The organism is Streptomyces sp. NPDC090798 (assembly GCF_044768965.1).
GTDB lineage: Bacteria > Actinomycetota > Actinomycetes > Streptomycetales > Streptomycetaceae > Streptomyces.
In genome coordinates this window covers 49,616-64,071 of record NZ_JBIVXA010000019.1, presented here as the reverse complement: position 1 = coordinate 64,071, position 14,456 = coordinate 49,616, and the positions used below count along the sequence as shown (strand labels likewise).

Sequence of the window (14,456 nt, the reverse complement as noted above, 5' to 3'; positions counted from 1 at the left end):
TCCCGTCGGCGGCCGGTCTATCGAAGGGCCTGCGTCTGGCCCGTGGGGGGCTGGAGCGTGGTGGTTGCCTCGGCCGCCCGGGCGGGGCCGGCGTTCGCTGCCAGGACCAGGGCGGCGACGGCGACGACGGCCGCACCGAATCCCCTGAAGTAGCGCGCGGAAATACGTCGGAGCATGGCGACCTCGCAACAACAGCGGCGTATTAAGCAGGCTTAATCCGCCGCTTAACGTAGGGGCTCGAAGCATCAAAGAGCAAGGGGCGCAAGGGGAGTTGGATAATAGTCAAAAGTTGGCCGAGTGTAAGTCGGGTTAATGGCATGCTTAATCCATGGCGGAGCGTGACGGCCCGGAGGTCATCGGGCGCAGGGTTCAGCAGTTGCGTACGGAACGCGGACTGACGCAGAAACAGTTGGCGGAACCGGCGTACACGCCCGCGTACATCTCCACCCTGGAGGCCGGGCGGGTGCGGGCCTCCGAGCCCGCGCTGCGGCACATCGCCGAGCGGCTCGGGGTGGCGTACGAGGAGATCGTGACCGGGCGCCCCGCCCACCTCGCCACCGATCTGCGGCTGCGGCTCACCGACGCCCAGCGCACGCTCGCCACCGGCGAGGCGGAGGTCGCGGCGGAGCAGTACGACGCGCTCCTCGCGGAGGCGGACGCGCACGGGCTCGTCGCCGAGCAGGCCGCGGCGCTGCTCGGGCTCGGCGAATGCGCCCTGGAGACCGGGAACCTGGAGACCGCGCGGGAACGCTTCGAGGCATCGGAACAGCGCCTCGGCGACGCGCCCCTCCCGAACCGGGTGCCCGCCCTGCGCGGCCGGGCCGTGTCCCACTACCTCGCCGGTGAACTCCGCTACGCCTGCTATCTGTTCGAGTCCACGCTCGACGAGCTCAACCGTACGGGGATGCACGACCCGGACGCGCTGCTGCTCCTCTACACGGGCGTCATCGCCCCGTACATGGACATGGGCGCCCATGCGCGGGCCGCCCAGGCGGCGGAGTTCGCGCTCGCCCTGGCGCCCCAGGTGGGTGATCCGGCCCTCGTCGCCCGGATGCACCGCTCCGTCGCCCGCACGATGATCGCCGAGGGCCGGGTCGCCGAGGCCGACGCCTCCCTCGCCAAGGCCTCCGAGCTCTACCGCCAGCTCCAGATCCGTACCGAGCTCGCCAACTGCCACTGGATGCGCGGCTACTTGTACGCCCAGAACGGCGAACTGGAGCGGGCGGAGGGAGAGTTGCGGGAGGCGCAGGCGATGCTCTCCGCGAAGCGTGCCGCCCTGTACACGAGCCAGGTCAACGTGGAGCTCGCGGACGTGCTGCACCGGCGTGGGAAGTCGGCCGAGGCCGCCATACTCCTCCACGAGGTGCTCGGCGACCTCAGTCCCGAGCGCGGCGCCGTGCACTCGGCCGGCGCGCACCGACTGCTCGGCATCATCGCCGAGGACGCCCGGGAGACGGAGTCCGCCGAGGAGCACTACGTGCGGGCGCTGAGTCTTCTTGAGCGGGCGGGGGCCGCGGGGGATCTCGCCGACCTGTGCCGGCTCCTCGGGGACCTGTTGCGGCGTACGGGACGGGTCGAGGCGGCGCTGGACGCCTACCGCACGGGTCTCGGCCACCGTACGGCCCCCGGCACCACCACCCTGGGCCCGGCCCCGGCCCAGCCCCCGCTGTAACGGCCCCGGTCCCTCACCTGCGGGCCGGTGGGGGCTGGTCGCGCAGTTCCCCGCGCTCCTGAAGGCCTCCGGCACGCGTCTTTCAGCCCGTCCGGCGTTCGAGGACGAGGCCGTTCAGGCCGAAATCTCGGCGGCGGGTATCTCGAAGATGGTTTCGAGGCCGTCCTCCTCGTCCCACTGCTCGCCGACCTCCGTGAAGCCGAACCCGGCGATCGTCGCCAGGGACGCGGTGTTGTCGGGGCTGATCGTCACACGCACGGTCCGGACCCGCGCATCGGCGGCGGCCCGGCGCATCAGCGCGGCCAGGATCGCCCGTGCGTAGCCCTGGCGGCGGTGGCCGGGGTCCACGGAGTAGCCGATCTCCACCATGCCCGCCTCGTCCGGCGGCCCGTGAAACCCGGCGTGCCCCACGACCGTACCCTCCGGTTCGGCGACCACGGCCTTGGCGAGCCAGCCCGCGCACTCGGGGTGCGAGGCCAGCTGGTTCAGCCGGTAGCGCCAGAGCCAGCGCGCGCTGTCGCTGAGGAAGTACTCGGTGAGTTCGGCCCCCACCTCGGCACCGGCCCGGTCGAGGTCGGAGTCCAGCAGGGCGGTCATGGCCCTGCTCGACAGCTCGACGAACCGCACCGACTTCGGGCTGGTGGGCAGGACCGGGGCGGGGCGCTCGACGTTGTCTTTTGCTGCGTTGTCTGTCACAGCGCGGATCCTCATCGGGGGAGCCGGATCTGTCGAACGGTTTTCCCCCGTACGCCCTCCGAGGGCCTTTACGGTGTCACGATCGGGAACGCCTTGTCCGGCTCGGAGACGTACGACAGCAGCCGGTCCAGCACGGTGGTGTCGCCGTCCGACTCGATGCCCGCGAGGCCCCGGCCCGTCACGACCCCGAGCAGTTCCGGGCGGGTGAGGGTCAGGGTCAGGTCCGCGTGCGGCTTAGGGGTGTGGTGGACCGGCATGGCGCGGTGGGTGAGGGCGCCGTTGTGGAGGTTGACGCGGTGGCGGCGCTGCTCGTCGATGACGACGAGGTCGAGGGTGAGGTGTTCGTTCCAGGCGCGGGGGCCCTCGATACGGACGGCGAGCGAGTCGAGGAGCATGCTCACGGTGAGCGCGGACGTCAGTTCGGGGCTCGTGGTGTCGACGGGGATGTCGGCGGTGCCCGCGCGCAGCTCCAGGGCGGCCGTGAGGTAGGCGTTGCGCCAGGTCCCGTTCTCCGCGCCGTACCCGAGCCGTTCGTAGACGCCCGCGAGGGTGTCCTTCGCGGCGTTGTTCGACGGGTCGGCGAACACCAGGTGGTTGAGGAGGGTGGCGGCGAACCGCAGGTCGCCGGCGTCGATGTACGCCCGTGCCTTGACCAGGGTCTGCGCCTGGCCGCCCGCCACATCCACGTACCGCCGCCCGAGTTCGACCGGCGGATGCTCCCAGAGGTGGGCGGGGTTGCCGTCGTACCAGCCCATGTACCGCTGGTAGACGGCCTTGACGTTGTGGCTGACCGAGCCGTAGTAGCCGCGGGCGTGCCAGGCGTTCTCCAGAGCGGGCGGCAGCAGCAGTTCCTCGGCGATCTCGGTGCCGGTCAGGCCCCGGTTGAGCATGCGCAGGGTCTGGTCGTGCAGGTAGGCGTACAGGTCCCGCTGTTCGCCGAGGAACCTGACGACGTTCGCCCGGCCCCAGATCGGCCAGTGGTGGGAGGCGAAGGCCACGTCGTAGGTGTCACCGAACACGTCGATCGTCTCGTCGAGATAGCGGGCCCACACGTGCGCGTCGCGGACCGGGGCCCCGCGCAGCGTGAGCACGTTGTGCAGGGTGTGGCTGGCGTTCTCGGCCACGCACAGGGCGCGCTGCTCGGGGAGCAGGAAGTTCATCTCGGCGGGCGCCTCGGTCCCGGGCGTGAGCTGAAAGACGAACCGCACACCGTCGACGGTCTCCTCCTGCCCCGTCCGGGTGATGTCCACGTTCGGGGCGATGAGTGTGACGGTGCCGGTGGAGGTGATGGTGCCGAGCCCGGTACCGATCTGGCCGCGCGGCGCCCTCGGCAGCCGGGAGCCGTACATGAACGCCGACCGGCGCAGCATCGCGTTGCCCGCGAAGACGCTCTCGCTGACCGCGTGCTTCAGGAATCCCTCGGGCGCGAGGACGGGCAGCCCGCGCTCGCTGCCGTGCGCCACCACCCCGCGGGCGCCGCCGAAGTGGTCGACGTGGGAATGGGTGTAGATGAGCCCGGTCACGGGACGTGCGCCCCGGTGCTCGTGGTAGAGCCCGAGGGCCGCCGCGGCGCACTCCGCCGAGATCAGCGGGTCGATCACGATCACACCGTGCTTGCCCTCGACGAGGGTCATGTTCGAGAGATCGAGGCCGCGCACCTGGTACACACCCTCGGTGACCTCGTACAGGCCGTGGCGCGCGCACAGCTGTGACTGCCGCCACAGGCTGGGGTGCGCGGTGTCGGGGCACTCCTCGTCCAGGAACGCGTACGCGTTCCCGTCGTAGACGATCTGTGCCTCGCTGTCGGTGATCACGGGCGGGTCCAACGCCGCGATGAACCCCCGATCGGCGTTCTCGAAGTCCGTGAGATCGTCGAAGGGAAGGTCATCACGCGCCGGGACGGTCATACGTCCAGCCTCTGCCGACGAGCGGTGAGCGGCTAGTGGAGTGGGCCGTTCGTGACGTACGCGGTCGCGAGGTGTGGGCTCGTGACGTGCGTCAGAGCCGGTCCATCCGGGTGTAGGGGCTGAGGATGCGGGCCTGGCGGGAACCGAAGTCGACGAGCATGGCGATGCCCTCTTCGACGCCGATGATCGTGCCCAGGCCGAACTGGTCGTGGGAGACCCGGTCTCCGAGGCTGAATTCCTTGGCCACGGGGACGACCGGGGCGGCGAAGGGGCTGGTGGGCAGGTGGCGCCGGGGCGCGGAGGGTTTCGTCATCGTGTAGCCAGTATGGGCTTTGTTTGGCCCGTTGGAAGCCCCGGATTTGGTTCCGCAGCCGGATCGTGGCCTTCGGCGCTGCCGACGATCTTGGACCAGACGCCTTCGGAGACGGACAGTGAACGGTTCCCCGCCGTGTACGGGAGGGGCGCGGGCAGCGCCGCCTTCTTGCCCTTGGCCGGGTGTTCCGCGAAGAGAGCAACGGTGAGGGTGAGGTGTTCGTCGTAGGCCGTCTGCCAGAGCGTGCGCAGGCCCGCGGCGCCGGTGTGGATGGCCGGGAGAGCGTCGGCCCCGCTGTACAGGAGCTTGGTGATCATCCCCGCGTCGGCGCGTGTCATGGCCGTACGGGTGCGGGGGCGGGCCTCGTAGAGGGTGCGGCCCGCGCGGGTGATCTTCGCAACCGTGTACGGCGTGGCGTAGACGCCGTGCGCCGCCGCCGTGGCGTACGCGGAGGCGAGCCGGAGCGGGGTCGGGGCCGCGGTGCGGGTGAGGTCCGTGAGGGGGGCGAGCAGCCGCATGCCGGAGAACGGCTCGAGCGCGGTGCCCGCCTCCACGGCTCCGTCCCGCGCGTCGTTGAAGGGCTGACCGGCGTAGTCCGCCCCGCCGTACAGCACGCGGACCGCGCCGTCGCCGGGGACCAGCGCGACCACGGCCGTGTGGACCCGGACGTCCCCGGTCGTCTTCACCTCGGCCCTCTTTCCTCCCCCTGCCTTCTCCTCGGCCGCTTTCTCCTCGGCCGTCCTCTCTCCGGTCTTCTCCCCGGTCTTCTTGTCGGCGCCGTCGGCCGCCAGCTCCGCCGTCGCGTCCTGCGCCGTCAGGTCGAACGTCGTACGGACCGTGTAGCCACCGCGGGCGAGCTGGTCCTCGGTGATGCCGAGCCGGTCGGCGGCCTCCGAGGCGGCCGCGTCGATGAGGTACTGGCGCTGGCCGTCCGTGTCGCCCGGCGGATAGAAACGGAAGGCCGGGAAACGGGCCGCGGCCCGCTGCGCGGACGTGATCGCGCCGCTGTGCGCCATCGCGTCCAGCACCCACTCCCAGCGGTCCACCAGCTTGGCCGTCACCTTCGGGTCGGAGCCGGCCTTCTCGTAGTACGAGGGAATGTTGATGACGGACGCGAGCGCCGCGCCCTGGCTCACCGTGAGGTCCTTGGCGTCGACGCCGAAGTAGTTCCGGGCGGCGGACTGGATGCCGGCCGCGCCCCGGCCGAAGTACACCGTGTTGAGGTAGCCCCGCAGGATCTCGTCCTTCGAACGGGTGCGGTCAAGCTTGATCGAGATCAGGGCCTCGCGCGCCTTGCGGGACAGCGACTGCTGCGGGCTGAGCAGCGCGTTCTTCACGTACTGCTGGGTGATCGTGGAGCCGCCCTGCCGGCCGCCGCCGCTCACCGTCGACCAGGCGGCCCGGGCGATCGCCTTCGGGGAGATCCCGGTGTCCGTGCGGAAGGACCGGTTCTCCGCCGCGATCACCGCCTCCTGCACATAGCGGGGGACCTGCGAGAGCGGGATCTCCTGCCGGTCCACGGGGCCGCGCCGGCCCAGGTAGTCGCCGTGGTCGTCGACGAAGACCGTGCTCTGCATGGCCGTCTCCGGGTGCGGCTCGGGGATCTTCGTCAGGTGGTACGCCACCACGGCCGCGCCGACGAGGTTCGCGAGGAGCGCGAGCAGCACGACGAGCGCGCGGCGCAGCCGGCGCCCCCGGGTGCGACGGATACGGATCCGCCGCTTGACGAGCCTGCGTCGCAGGCCCGCCATGAGCCGGCCGCGCCCACCGGCGCTGTGGCGCCCGTTCCCGGACCCGCGGCCGGGGCTGCCGCCGCTGCCGTGGTCCTCGGCGGTCACAGCGACGCCGGTGCCGCCGACGCCTCCGCCCGTGTCCACGTCCACGGCGTTCACCGGCCGGTCCCCGTGCTCGCTGTCACCCCGCCCGCCGAGTCGTACACCGTGACTCTCCTGGTCACATCGACGGACCTGTCGGGGGCGACCGACTTCGGTGTGCTCACCATCGCGTACCAGACTCCCCAGTGCGGTCCGCCCGCGAGGGTGAGGGCCGTGCCCGCGACCTGGCCCGCGGTGGTTTCTATCTCGACCCGCGCCGCCTCGCCCCTGCCGCGGTAGATGCCGGAGAGGAAGTACCCCAGGTCGCCCGCGCCCTCCTGCCGGACACTGACGCCGGGCTCGTCGGCGCCGTCCTTCACGCTGCTGAACCGTGGCCCCGAGCCGGCGGGCGAGGACCAGTGCGCGCCGTCCTCGGTGAGCCAGATCTTGATGCCGTGCGCGACCTCGACCCGTTCGCCGGCGGTCACGACCCGCACCGTGGCCATGGGCAGACCGGAGGGGGACGTCACCCGCTCGTCGCCCGATTCCGGGGACACGGCCTCGCGCAGGGCGACCACGGCCAGCGGGACCACGAGCAGCGCGCACGCGGACCCCGCCACCGCGGCCCTGCGGCGCCGCCTGCGCTGCCGGCCCGCGCGCTCGATGGCGGCCAGCGGCACGGCCGAGGGGGTGACGTCGTAGGCGGCTTCGGCGAACACCTCGCGCAGCCGGCCGGACTCGGCCGACGGGCGCGGGAACTTGCGGTGACGTTTCATGAGCGGGCTCCGGAGACGGGGTGTCGGCGGGCGGGGGACGGGGCGGCGCAGGGGGCGGCGAGGCGCACGGCGAGGGAGGGATGGGCGCGCAGGGCCGCAAGACCGCGCCGGGTATGCGCCTTGACCGTGCCGGCCGAGCAGCCGAGCAGCTGCGCGATCTCGGCCTCGCCCAGTCCCTCCCAGTGGCGCAGCACCACCACGGCCCGCCGCCGCGCGGGCAGCGCGGCCAGCGCCCGGCCGAGCGCGTCCCGCCGGCCGACGGCCGCCGCGGGAACGGGTACGGCCCGGCGCGCCCGCTCGGGCAGGAACGGCGTCAGCAGACGGGCGGCGCGTCCCCTGCGCGTCCGGCGGAGGTGGGTTCCGACCAGCGAGCGCCGTACGTAGAAGTCGACGTCGTCGCGCGGGATGCGCCGCCAGCGGGAACGGACCCGGGCCAGCGTGGTCCGGACGAGATCCTCGGCCTCGTGGAGGTCGCCGGTGAGCAGGTGCGCGGTGCGGACCAGACGGGGCCAGACCGCGGTGGCGTACGGGGCGAACTCGCCGTTCCTGGCGGGGGAAACGTCATGGGCGGCGTCGGAGGAGGTGGGGGAGGTGGTGTGAGGCACGGCCTGCGGTCCCTCGGAGTCGGGTACGTGGGGGGTGGGGGCGGGGGGGGGGGGGGGGGGGGGGGGGCGCGGCCCCCCCCCCCCCCCCCCCCCCCCCCCCCCCCCCCCCCCCGCCCCCCGGGGGGGGGGGGGGGGGGGGGGGCCCCCCCCCCCCCCCCCCCCACCGCGACTCGACAGGGCGCCTCACCGATGCCGCCCGGACGGGGAATCGACAGGGATCGTCGACGGCATCGTCGTGCCGTTACCGCAACGGCCCCCACGCCGACATCGCTCCGCCCACCGTGCGCGCACATGCCGCATCGGCAGTGGGCAAAGCAGGGCGGTCCTCGGTACGGCGTGCGCCCCTGGGCGAACTCAGTGCGGTGGATCTGCGCACTCTCCCTTCACAGCAGGTGGCACTGCCCTACGTCCTTCCACTCGCCGTGTGCTTGCTGGTCGAGACCTTCGACAAGCCCTGTCGTTGCAGGTCAGGAGCGCTGCTCTCATTTTCGATCACACCTCGGACGCTGCCCCACGTGAAAGCGCGAGGCCAGGCCGCCCGCCTCGCACCACGCGAGGAAACCGGCACCGCCCATGGCCTGCGGATCGCACGACCCGCGCTTGGCAGGCAGGACGAGCTCAACTCACCGCCACGCCGTAGGGGCTGTTGCCGACGGTGACCGTGGCGAGGACCTTGTGGGACTTGGGGTCGATGACCGTGAGGGTGCCCGCGGCCTGTTCCGTGACGTAGATGCCGTGGCTGGTGACCTCAAGGTTGAACGGGTCCGTGCCGGGAGGGCCCACGGAGATGGCCGACGAGACGCGGTTGCTGCCGGTGTCGATCACGGACACCTTGCCCGGGCCGAGAACGGCGGAGTAGACCGATCTGGCGTCCGGCCCGATCGCCACGTCGAAGGGGCCTTCGCCGACGGGCACCTCAGTCGTCTTGCGGGTGCGGGTATCAACGGCCAAAACACGTGCTGCGACCTCGTCGGCGACGTAGGCCGACTTGCCATCGGGGGTGACGGCGACGCCCACAGGAGAACGCCCCGCAGGGAGGTTCCCGGTGACCCGGCGTGTACGGGTGTCGATGACCGACAGGGTGCCCGACCCGGAATTCGCGACGTAGGCGGTACTGCCGTCATGGCTGAAGGCCACGTTCACCGGGGATGTGCCGACCGGGATGCGCGCGGTGACCTGGTTGGTTCCGGTGTCGATCACCGAGACGGTGTTGGAGCCGCCGTTGGCGACGTAAATCGAGCTGCCGTCGGGCGTGACGCTGACACCCGTGGGGCTCTTCTCCACCGACACGGTCGTGGTGATTTTGTTGTTGCGGGTGTCGAGCACGGCTACCTGGGCCGAACCGTTCTCGGCGATGTAGACGTTTCCGCCGTCCGGGGTGACCGCGACACCTTCGGGTGCTGTCCCGGTCTTTACGGTGGCGAGGACCTTGTAGGTGTGGGCGTCGATGACCGAGAGCGTGTTGTCCTGCTGGTTGGTGACATACACGCGGCCGCTGGAGCCGGGGCCGTCGGAGGGCGCGGGCATCCTGGCCGCGGCAGGCGTTTCGGCCGACCCGGCGGAGGTGCAGGAGGTCAACAGGATGCCGATGGCCGCGGCGAGGGCGGGTCGGAGTGTCCTGGGGCGTCGGCGGCCGCTCCCGGCTCGGGTCCGCAGGGCAGAGAACATCTTGCCTCCTGTGCGCATCACAAGGCTTGGTCCGGGACCGGCCGGCATCGTGCCGACGGCCGCCGGGTGACAAGGGTCGGGGGCGGGATCAGGTCAACAGCCCGCGGGCGTAGTAGTCCTTCTCGTCCCGGACTCCAGGAAGTGCGAAGAAGTAGCCCCCGCCCTTCGGCGTGATGTAGGGCACCAGCGCCTCTTCCTCCAGCCGGGTCTGCATGGCGATGTAGGTCTCGAGTTCTCGCTGGAAGCAGACGAACGCATGGCCCATGTCGAGTTCCGGCACATTGGGGCTTCGGTCGTAGTCGTAACTGCGGCGCAGGATGGTGCTGGTCGCCGCGGTGTCGGGGGTCTGGGGATTGGCACGGCGGATGTGACAGTTCAGCGGGGTGATCAGGCCCTGCGGGTCATTGGTGTAGATGGGGTCGAGGACGTCCGAGGCGTTCTCGCCCACGGCGTACATGGGAGCACCGCTCGCCTTGCGGCGGCCGAAGATCCGCTCCTGCTCGGCGACGGACACCTTCTGCCACGCCTCGATGTGGAAGTGCACGATACGCACCGCGTGGTACGTGCCGCCTGCGGCCCAGTCCGGTTCGCCGGACTTCGGCTGGGCCCAGACCCACTGGTTCATCTGCGCGGGGTCGGTGGTGTCCGGATTGGAGATGCCGTCCTTGAAGCCGAACCAGTCACGCCGGACACCCACGGGGCGTTCCGGGTTGCGCTGACCGTCGATGCGCCAGCGCAGCTTCATCGCGGACTTGGTGTGGGTCAGGATGTCGATCAGTGCGTGCACCGTCGTGTCGCGGTGATCGGCACAGATCTGGATCAGCAGGTCCCCCTGACTCAGGGCGGGATCCAGGTCATCGTGGAGGAAGGCCTTCATGGGCACGAGCTGGACCGGCTTGCGCCCGCTCAGCCCGTAGCGGTCGTCGAACAGGGATGCGCCCACTCCGACGGTCAGGGTGAGACCGTCCGAGACGACCGTGGGTCCCAGGATGCCGCTGTCCGATGGCGTAGAGGACGGGGACTCCTTCGGGGGCCTGCCGCCCGCCGTGAGGAAGCGGGCCCGCGAAGTCAGCGTGCGGAACAACTCCGTGAGCCCTGCACGGTCGGAGGCGGTCACGTCGCACGAGAGGAAAATCGCGTTCTGTTGGGGCGGAGTGAGGATGCCGGCCTGGTGAGGGCCGTACAGGGGAATCACACGCCCCTGACCGTTGCGCACCGGGGCGGCGAGCGCCACACCGTCGCCGAGGACGGTCCCGCCCGCGGCTGTGGCCAGGCCCGCAGCCGCGCCCTGAAGGAGCGCCCGCCGAGCGAAGGCGCCCATTGGGCATCCTCCGCCGATCCCCGCGTTTGATCTCGGAGTTGCTTCCCCGGTCATGGTTCTCCTCGGGTAAGGAACCAGGTGGTGGCGTACGGCGCTGGCATGAGTGGTTTCCCTGAGCCGGCTCGGCGCCGAAGGGCGCATGACCGCATACGGCAGCCGCACCGGCGCCTGGAGCACCGACAGTTGCATGACTGTCCGCAAAAGTGAACTTATCGGACACGCGTGGTGGTGCAACTCGGATGGGTGTCGCGCTGCCGAACCTTCACCGCCGACGTCGTGCCTCGGCCGGCGGCCCTTTGAGCGCTGGGGGCCGAATCGCTCACCCCGAGCCCGGCCGGCCCACCGCGCTGGACCGGCTCCCCGGCGTTCTCCCGGTGCGGGCCATCCGCAACGACTTCCACCGCGGCTCGACCGCACCCCGTTGGTACCGGGCATCCGCGGATCCCCGGCTGAACGCCGCTGCAGGGCATGCGCGAGACCGCCGGCCACCCCCGGTCGGTCCCCGAACTCGCCGCGATCAGCGGCCTGTCCCGCGCGGCCTTCGCACGGACCTTCCGCGATGTCCTCGGCCAGACTCCCATGCAGTACCTGACCGACTGGCGGATGGCTCTCGCGCCGCCGACCAGGACATGGTCCTGGAGGGAGACCCGGACCCCGGACCGTTCGCCGCCGCTCGCCCGTTCTCCCCCGGATCGCCGCTCGACGCCTGGGACATGGCATGTGTGCTGGACGCGGTCGCCGAAACCGCCGACCGGGACGTGGCCCTGGCCCTGGCCGACCGGGCCGAGACACTGCTTGAGACCGGCGACGGCCGTGATCACGACATTCTGCTGAGGTCCGTGACACTCCTGCTGGCCCGGCATGGGCAGGTCGAGCGGGCCGTGGCCCTCGCCGACCGGCTCGACCCCGATCTGTCCGTGGCGCGGCAGGCGGAGGTCGTCGGGGAGCTGGCCCGCTCCGGCGATCCGGGCCGGGCCGAGGCTCTCGCCCACTCGATCAACGACCGCTGGGCACAGGACAGGGCGCTGGTCGCGGTCGCCCGGGAGACGGCCCGGCGCGGCGATCCGGGCCGGGCCGAGACCCTCATCCGCTCGATCGCCTGCCGCGCGACACGAGCCCGCGCACTGGCCGCGCTCGTGGAGCTGTCCGAGCCGTCCCACGCCCGCAGGCTCGCTGCGCAGGCCGTGGTTCTCGGCGGCTGGGCCCCTGTTCTGCCGGTCCTGGAGCGGATCGTGCCCCGTTCAGTGGTAGTGGTCGCCGATCGGATGATGAGCTGATCCGTGGCGAGGGACGACATCCAACTGAGCCGCACGTCACCTCGTCCGCACCTCGTCTGCCAGGCCACGGCATCTCGACACACGCACCGGTCGCATTGCCGGGGGCAAAAGGCTGCCGGACACCAAGCCCCTGACTGTCACCGCTGACTGCGAGACTCGTTCCATGATTCCGAAGCTGCCCTTGCGCAGCCCTCGTTGGCGTGACCTCGACGGTGTGAAAGCCGAGGAGGTGGAAGCACTCCTGGAGCAGTTGGCCTCCGAGGCCGCCACCGGGAGCGGCGATGAATGGAGGCAGACCTGGACGTACCTGACCGGCGGCCTGCTGGACGATGGAATCGTCTCCGACGGAGCCTATGCGGCCCTGCCGCATCTCGTGGAGGCGGCAGCGGCCTTGCCTCCGGGGCAGACCGTGGACTTCTGGGTGGACATGGGATTCATCATGACCGCCGATCACAGGCCCCCCGTCCCGGCCGATCTCGAGGCGGGGTTCGGCGCCGCACTGCGTCTGGCCGAGCGGGCGGCCACCCGAAGCCTCCTTACCGCCGGTACTCCCGCGCAGGTCTGCGCCCTCCTCGCGCTCTCCTGTGTGGCCTTCGCCGGCCACCACACGGGCGAAGCGCTGGGGAGGTTCCTCGACCCCCAGGAAAGTGGCCTCCTGCTGGTGTGTCCCGGGTGCGGGAGCGATACCGAGATCCCCGAGTTCTTCGCGGACCCGGCGCGTCCGCCTCTCGAGGCTCCGGGGCTGCCTGATCCCGCCCATGTCCGGCAGGGAGGGCATCCCTGGGGCGAGGTCGCCGCGGCATTGCCGGAGGAGGCGCTGGGGGAGGGGTGGGAGACCTTCCTTCGGGTGGCACGCGAAGTCGCGGTGGCAGGGATACCCCCCGAAACACCAGGGCAGGCCGTCCTGTGCCTGGTCGCCGGCCTGGTCGCGGTCAGGGGCACCCCGCAACGGGCCGCGAGGGAATTGGCCCGCCAACTGATGTCGCTCACCGGATACTTCCGCTGCTGGGACTGCGAGCAGACGTGGACGATCGCCGACGGCCTGGCGGAGAACCCGGACGGTGCGAGCCCCCAGCACCATCCGACGGAGGCGTGGACGGACTCCGACGGGTCGGCTGCCGTGGTCTTTGACGGGTCGGCTGCCATGGTGGAGTCAGCGGCGGCCGGACGAACAGGTGAAGCGGCGACCCGGTTCCGGCGGGACGAGAACGCGGTGCTCGCGGCCGACGGCACGCCCTGGGGCCGTATATCAGTGTTCTCGGATTCCGCGCCCGGTTCACTCGGGGGTGTCAACTCACTGACGGTGGTGTCCCGTCCCGGTCGGCCAACGCTCGTGGCCGGCGGAGGGGACAGGGGCGTGGTGTGCCTGTGGGACGTGGCCGACGGCCGACTCGTCCATGATCCGCTGCCAGGACATCGTGACCGTATCCGCTCGATGACGGCCCTGCCCCTGCCCGACGGCCGCGTCCTTCTGGCGAGCGGAGGCGACAGCGGGACGATCGCCCTGTGGAACCCTGTCACCGGGCGGCCGGTTCGCGAACCGGCCGGCGACTGGCCCGGCGGGGTGACCGGAATGTGTACCGCGACCCTCCCCGACGGCCGCACCCTGCTCGTCACCGCCACCCCCCGAGGCGCGGTCCGGCTGTGGGATCCGGACACCGGTCAGTGCGTCGGGCGCCTCAACCCCTATGGCAGTCCGATCCAGTCGATCGCCGCCGTCCCGATCTCCGCAGGCCACACGCTGATCGCGGCCTCGGACACCGCGGGCCGCCTTCACGTGTGGGATCCAGCCGTCGACGACCCCTGGGAACCAGGCGCGGCCGTGCAACCGAGCGCGCGTGCGCTCGCCGATGCCGACCACCGTGTGGCAGCTGTGACGGCTGTCCCCACACCCGACCGAACCCTGCTGGCTACGGGAGACAACCGCGGCGTGGTCATGCTGTGGGACCTTGCCACCGGTGCGCCGATCGGCGACGGTCTGCCCGTCGGCACAGGCACCGCCGGCCTGCCGGTCATCACTGCCACCACCCTGCACGGCGGACGCACGGTCCTGGTCACCGGCACCCATCACGGTCACCGACTGCGGGCATGGGAACCGGAGACCGGCGCGGTGGGGCACATCGCCCTGGATGTGGCACTCACCTGTCTGGCCACCGCGGGTCCGGACCTGATCGTCGGCCACGACCGCGGAGTCCTCAGTCTCCCGCTCACCAGACAGTGAACGCGTGCAGCCGCAACCAACCCGTCTCGTCCCATCGCGCGGAGCCTCGGGACGGAACCTGCACGGTGTGTGCGGCAGGCCGGCCTGTGGCCCGAACCTCACCTCACGGATTGCGCGCCCGCGCGGTTCGTCCGGCCATGGGGTGGCAAGCCGCGCCGCACCGGCTCGACGATGCCGTCCCACGGC

At 71.4% G+C, this 14,456-nt stretch carries 12 protein-coding genes; 3 read left to right on the top strand and 9 right to left on the bottom strand.

Annotation, left to right across the window (positions count from 1 at the left end):
- Positions 1–17 precede the first annotated feature (17 nt).
- A complete protein-coding gene (locus ACIQTP_RS33475; protein ID WP_403407105.1) occupies positions 18–176 on the bottom strand; it encodes a hypothetical protein in 159 nt (52 codons plus the stop codon).
- Between the two features lie 152 nt (positions 177–328).
- Between ACIQTP_RS33475 and ACIQTP_RS33470 the strand changes: the two genes are divergently transcribed.
- A complete protein-coding gene (locus tag ACIQTP_RS33470; RefSeq protein WP_402039049.1) occupies positions 329–1,672 on the top strand; it encodes a helix-turn-helix domain-containing protein in 1,344 nt (447 codons plus the stop codon).
- A gap of 114 nt (positions 1,673–1,786) precedes the next feature.
- Here ACIQTP_RS33470 and ACIQTP_RS33465 read toward each other — a convergent pair whose 3' ends face one another.
- From ACIQTP_RS33465 to ACIQTP_RS33430, 8 genes are all read right to left on the bottom strand, one after another.
- A complete protein-coding gene (locus ACIQTP_RS33465) occupies positions 1,787–2,269 on the bottom strand; it encodes a GNAT family N-acetyltransferase (RefSeq protein ID WP_403407267.1) in 483 nt (160 codons plus the stop codon).
- Between the two features lie 167 nt (positions 2,270–2,436).
- Positions 2,437–4,275, bottom strand: a complete 1,839-nt coding sequence (locus ACIQTP_RS33460; protein ID WP_403407103.1) for an alkyl/aryl-sulfatase — start codon at positions 4,273–4,275, stop codon at positions 2,437–2,439.
- A 91-nt stretch (positions 4,276–4,366) separates the two neighbouring features.
- Positions 4,367–4,588 carry a hypothetical protein gene (locus ACIQTP_RS33455; RefSeq protein WP_101399314.1) on the bottom strand — a complete coding sequence of 74 codons (222 nt, stop codon included), beginning with the start codon at positions 4,586–4,588 and terminating at the stop codon, positions 4,367–4,369.
- Positions 4,585–6,480, bottom strand: a complete 1,896-nt coding sequence (locus ACIQTP_RS33450) for a transglycosylase domain-containing protein (protein ID WP_403407101.1) — start codon at positions 6,478–6,480, stop codon at positions 4,585–4,587. Before ACIQTP_RS33450 ends, ACIQTP_RS33455 begins: the two co-directional genes overlap by 4 nt.
- Entirely contained in the window at positions 6,477–7,178 is a 702-nt protein-coding gene (locus ACIQTP_RS33445) for a hypothetical protein (protein WP_403407099.1), read from the bottom strand. The genes ACIQTP_RS33450 and ACIQTP_RS33445 overlap by 4 nt, the downstream gene beginning before the upstream one ends.
- Positions 7,175–7,783: a SigE family RNA polymerase sigma factor gene (locus ACIQTP_RS33440; protein ID WP_403407097.1), complete on the bottom strand. Its 609-nt coding sequence runs from the start codon at positions 7,781–7,783 to the stop codon at positions 7,175–7,177. Before ACIQTP_RS33440 ends, ACIQTP_RS33445 begins: the two co-directional genes overlap by 4 nt.
- Before the next feature lie 618 nt (positions 7,784–8,401).
- Entirely contained in the window at positions 8,402–9,451 is a 1,050-nt protein-coding gene (locus tag ACIQTP_RS33435; protein WP_403407095.1) for a cytochrome D1 domain-containing protein, read from the bottom strand.
- A gap of 88 nt (positions 9,452–9,539) precedes the next feature.
- Positions 9,540–10,772 (bottom strand): Dyp-type peroxidase, encoded by a 1,233-nt coding sequence (locus ACIQTP_RS33430; RefSeq protein ID WP_403407093.1) that lies wholly within the window; start codon positions 10,770–10,772, stop codon positions 9,540–9,542.
- Between the two features lie 629 nt (positions 10,773–11,401).
- Here ACIQTP_RS33430 and ACIQTP_RS33425 point away from each other — a divergent pair.
- Entirely contained in the window at positions 11,402–12,049 is a 648-nt protein-coding gene (locus ACIQTP_RS33425) for a hypothetical protein (RefSeq protein WP_403407091.1), read from the top strand.
- Positions 12,050–12,212: 163 nt separating this feature from the next.
- Positions 12,213–14,270 carry a WD40 repeat domain-containing protein gene (locus tag ACIQTP_RS33420; protein ID WP_403407089.1) on the top strand — a complete coding sequence of 686 codons (2,058 nt, stop codon included), beginning with the start codon at positions 12,213–12,215 and terminating at the stop codon, positions 14,268–14,270.
- Positions 14,271–14,456: the final 186 nt, after the last annotated feature.

Coding starts and splice junctions, on each gene's coding strand:
- ACIQTP_RS33445 (WP_403407099.1), bottom strand. CDS start 7,178: ATGAAACGTCACCGCAAGTTCCCGCGCCCGTCGGCCGAGTCCGGCCGG.
- ACIQTP_RS33465 (WP_403407267.1), bottom strand. CDS start 2,269: ATGACCGCCCTGCTGGACTCCGACCTCGACCGGGCCGGTGCCGAGGTG.
- ACIQTP_RS33460 (WP_403407103.1), bottom strand. CDS start 4,275: ATGACCGTCCCGGCGCGTGATGACCTTCCCTTCGACGATCTCACGGAC.
- ACIQTP_RS33420 (WP_403407089.1), top strand. CDS start 12,213: ATGATTCCGAAGCTGCCCTTGCGCAGCCCTCGTTGGCGTGACCTCGAC.
- ACIQTP_RS33475 (WP_403407105.1), bottom strand. CDS start 176: ATGCTCCGACGTATTTCCGCGCGCTACTTCAGGGGATTCGGTGCGGCC.
- ACIQTP_RS33430 (WP_403407093.1), bottom strand. CDS start 10,772: ATGGGCGCCTTCGCTCGGCGGGCGCTCCTTCAGGGCGCGGCTGCGGGC.
- ACIQTP_RS33455 (WP_101399314.1), bottom strand. CDS start 4,588: ATGACGAAACCCTCCGCGCCCCGGCGCCACCTGCCCACCAGCCCCTTC.
- ACIQTP_RS33435 (WP_403407095.1), bottom strand. CDS start 9,451: ATGTTCTCTGCCCTGCGGACCCGAGCCGGGAGCGGCCGCCGACGCCCC.
- ACIQTP_RS33425 (WP_403407091.1), top strand. CDS start 11,402: ATGGTCCTGGAGGGAGACCCGGACCCCGGACCGTTCGCCGCCGCTCGC.
- ACIQTP_RS33470 (WP_402039049.1), top strand. CDS start 329: ATGGCGGAGCGTGACGGCCCGGAGGTCATCGGGCGCAGGGTTCAGCAG.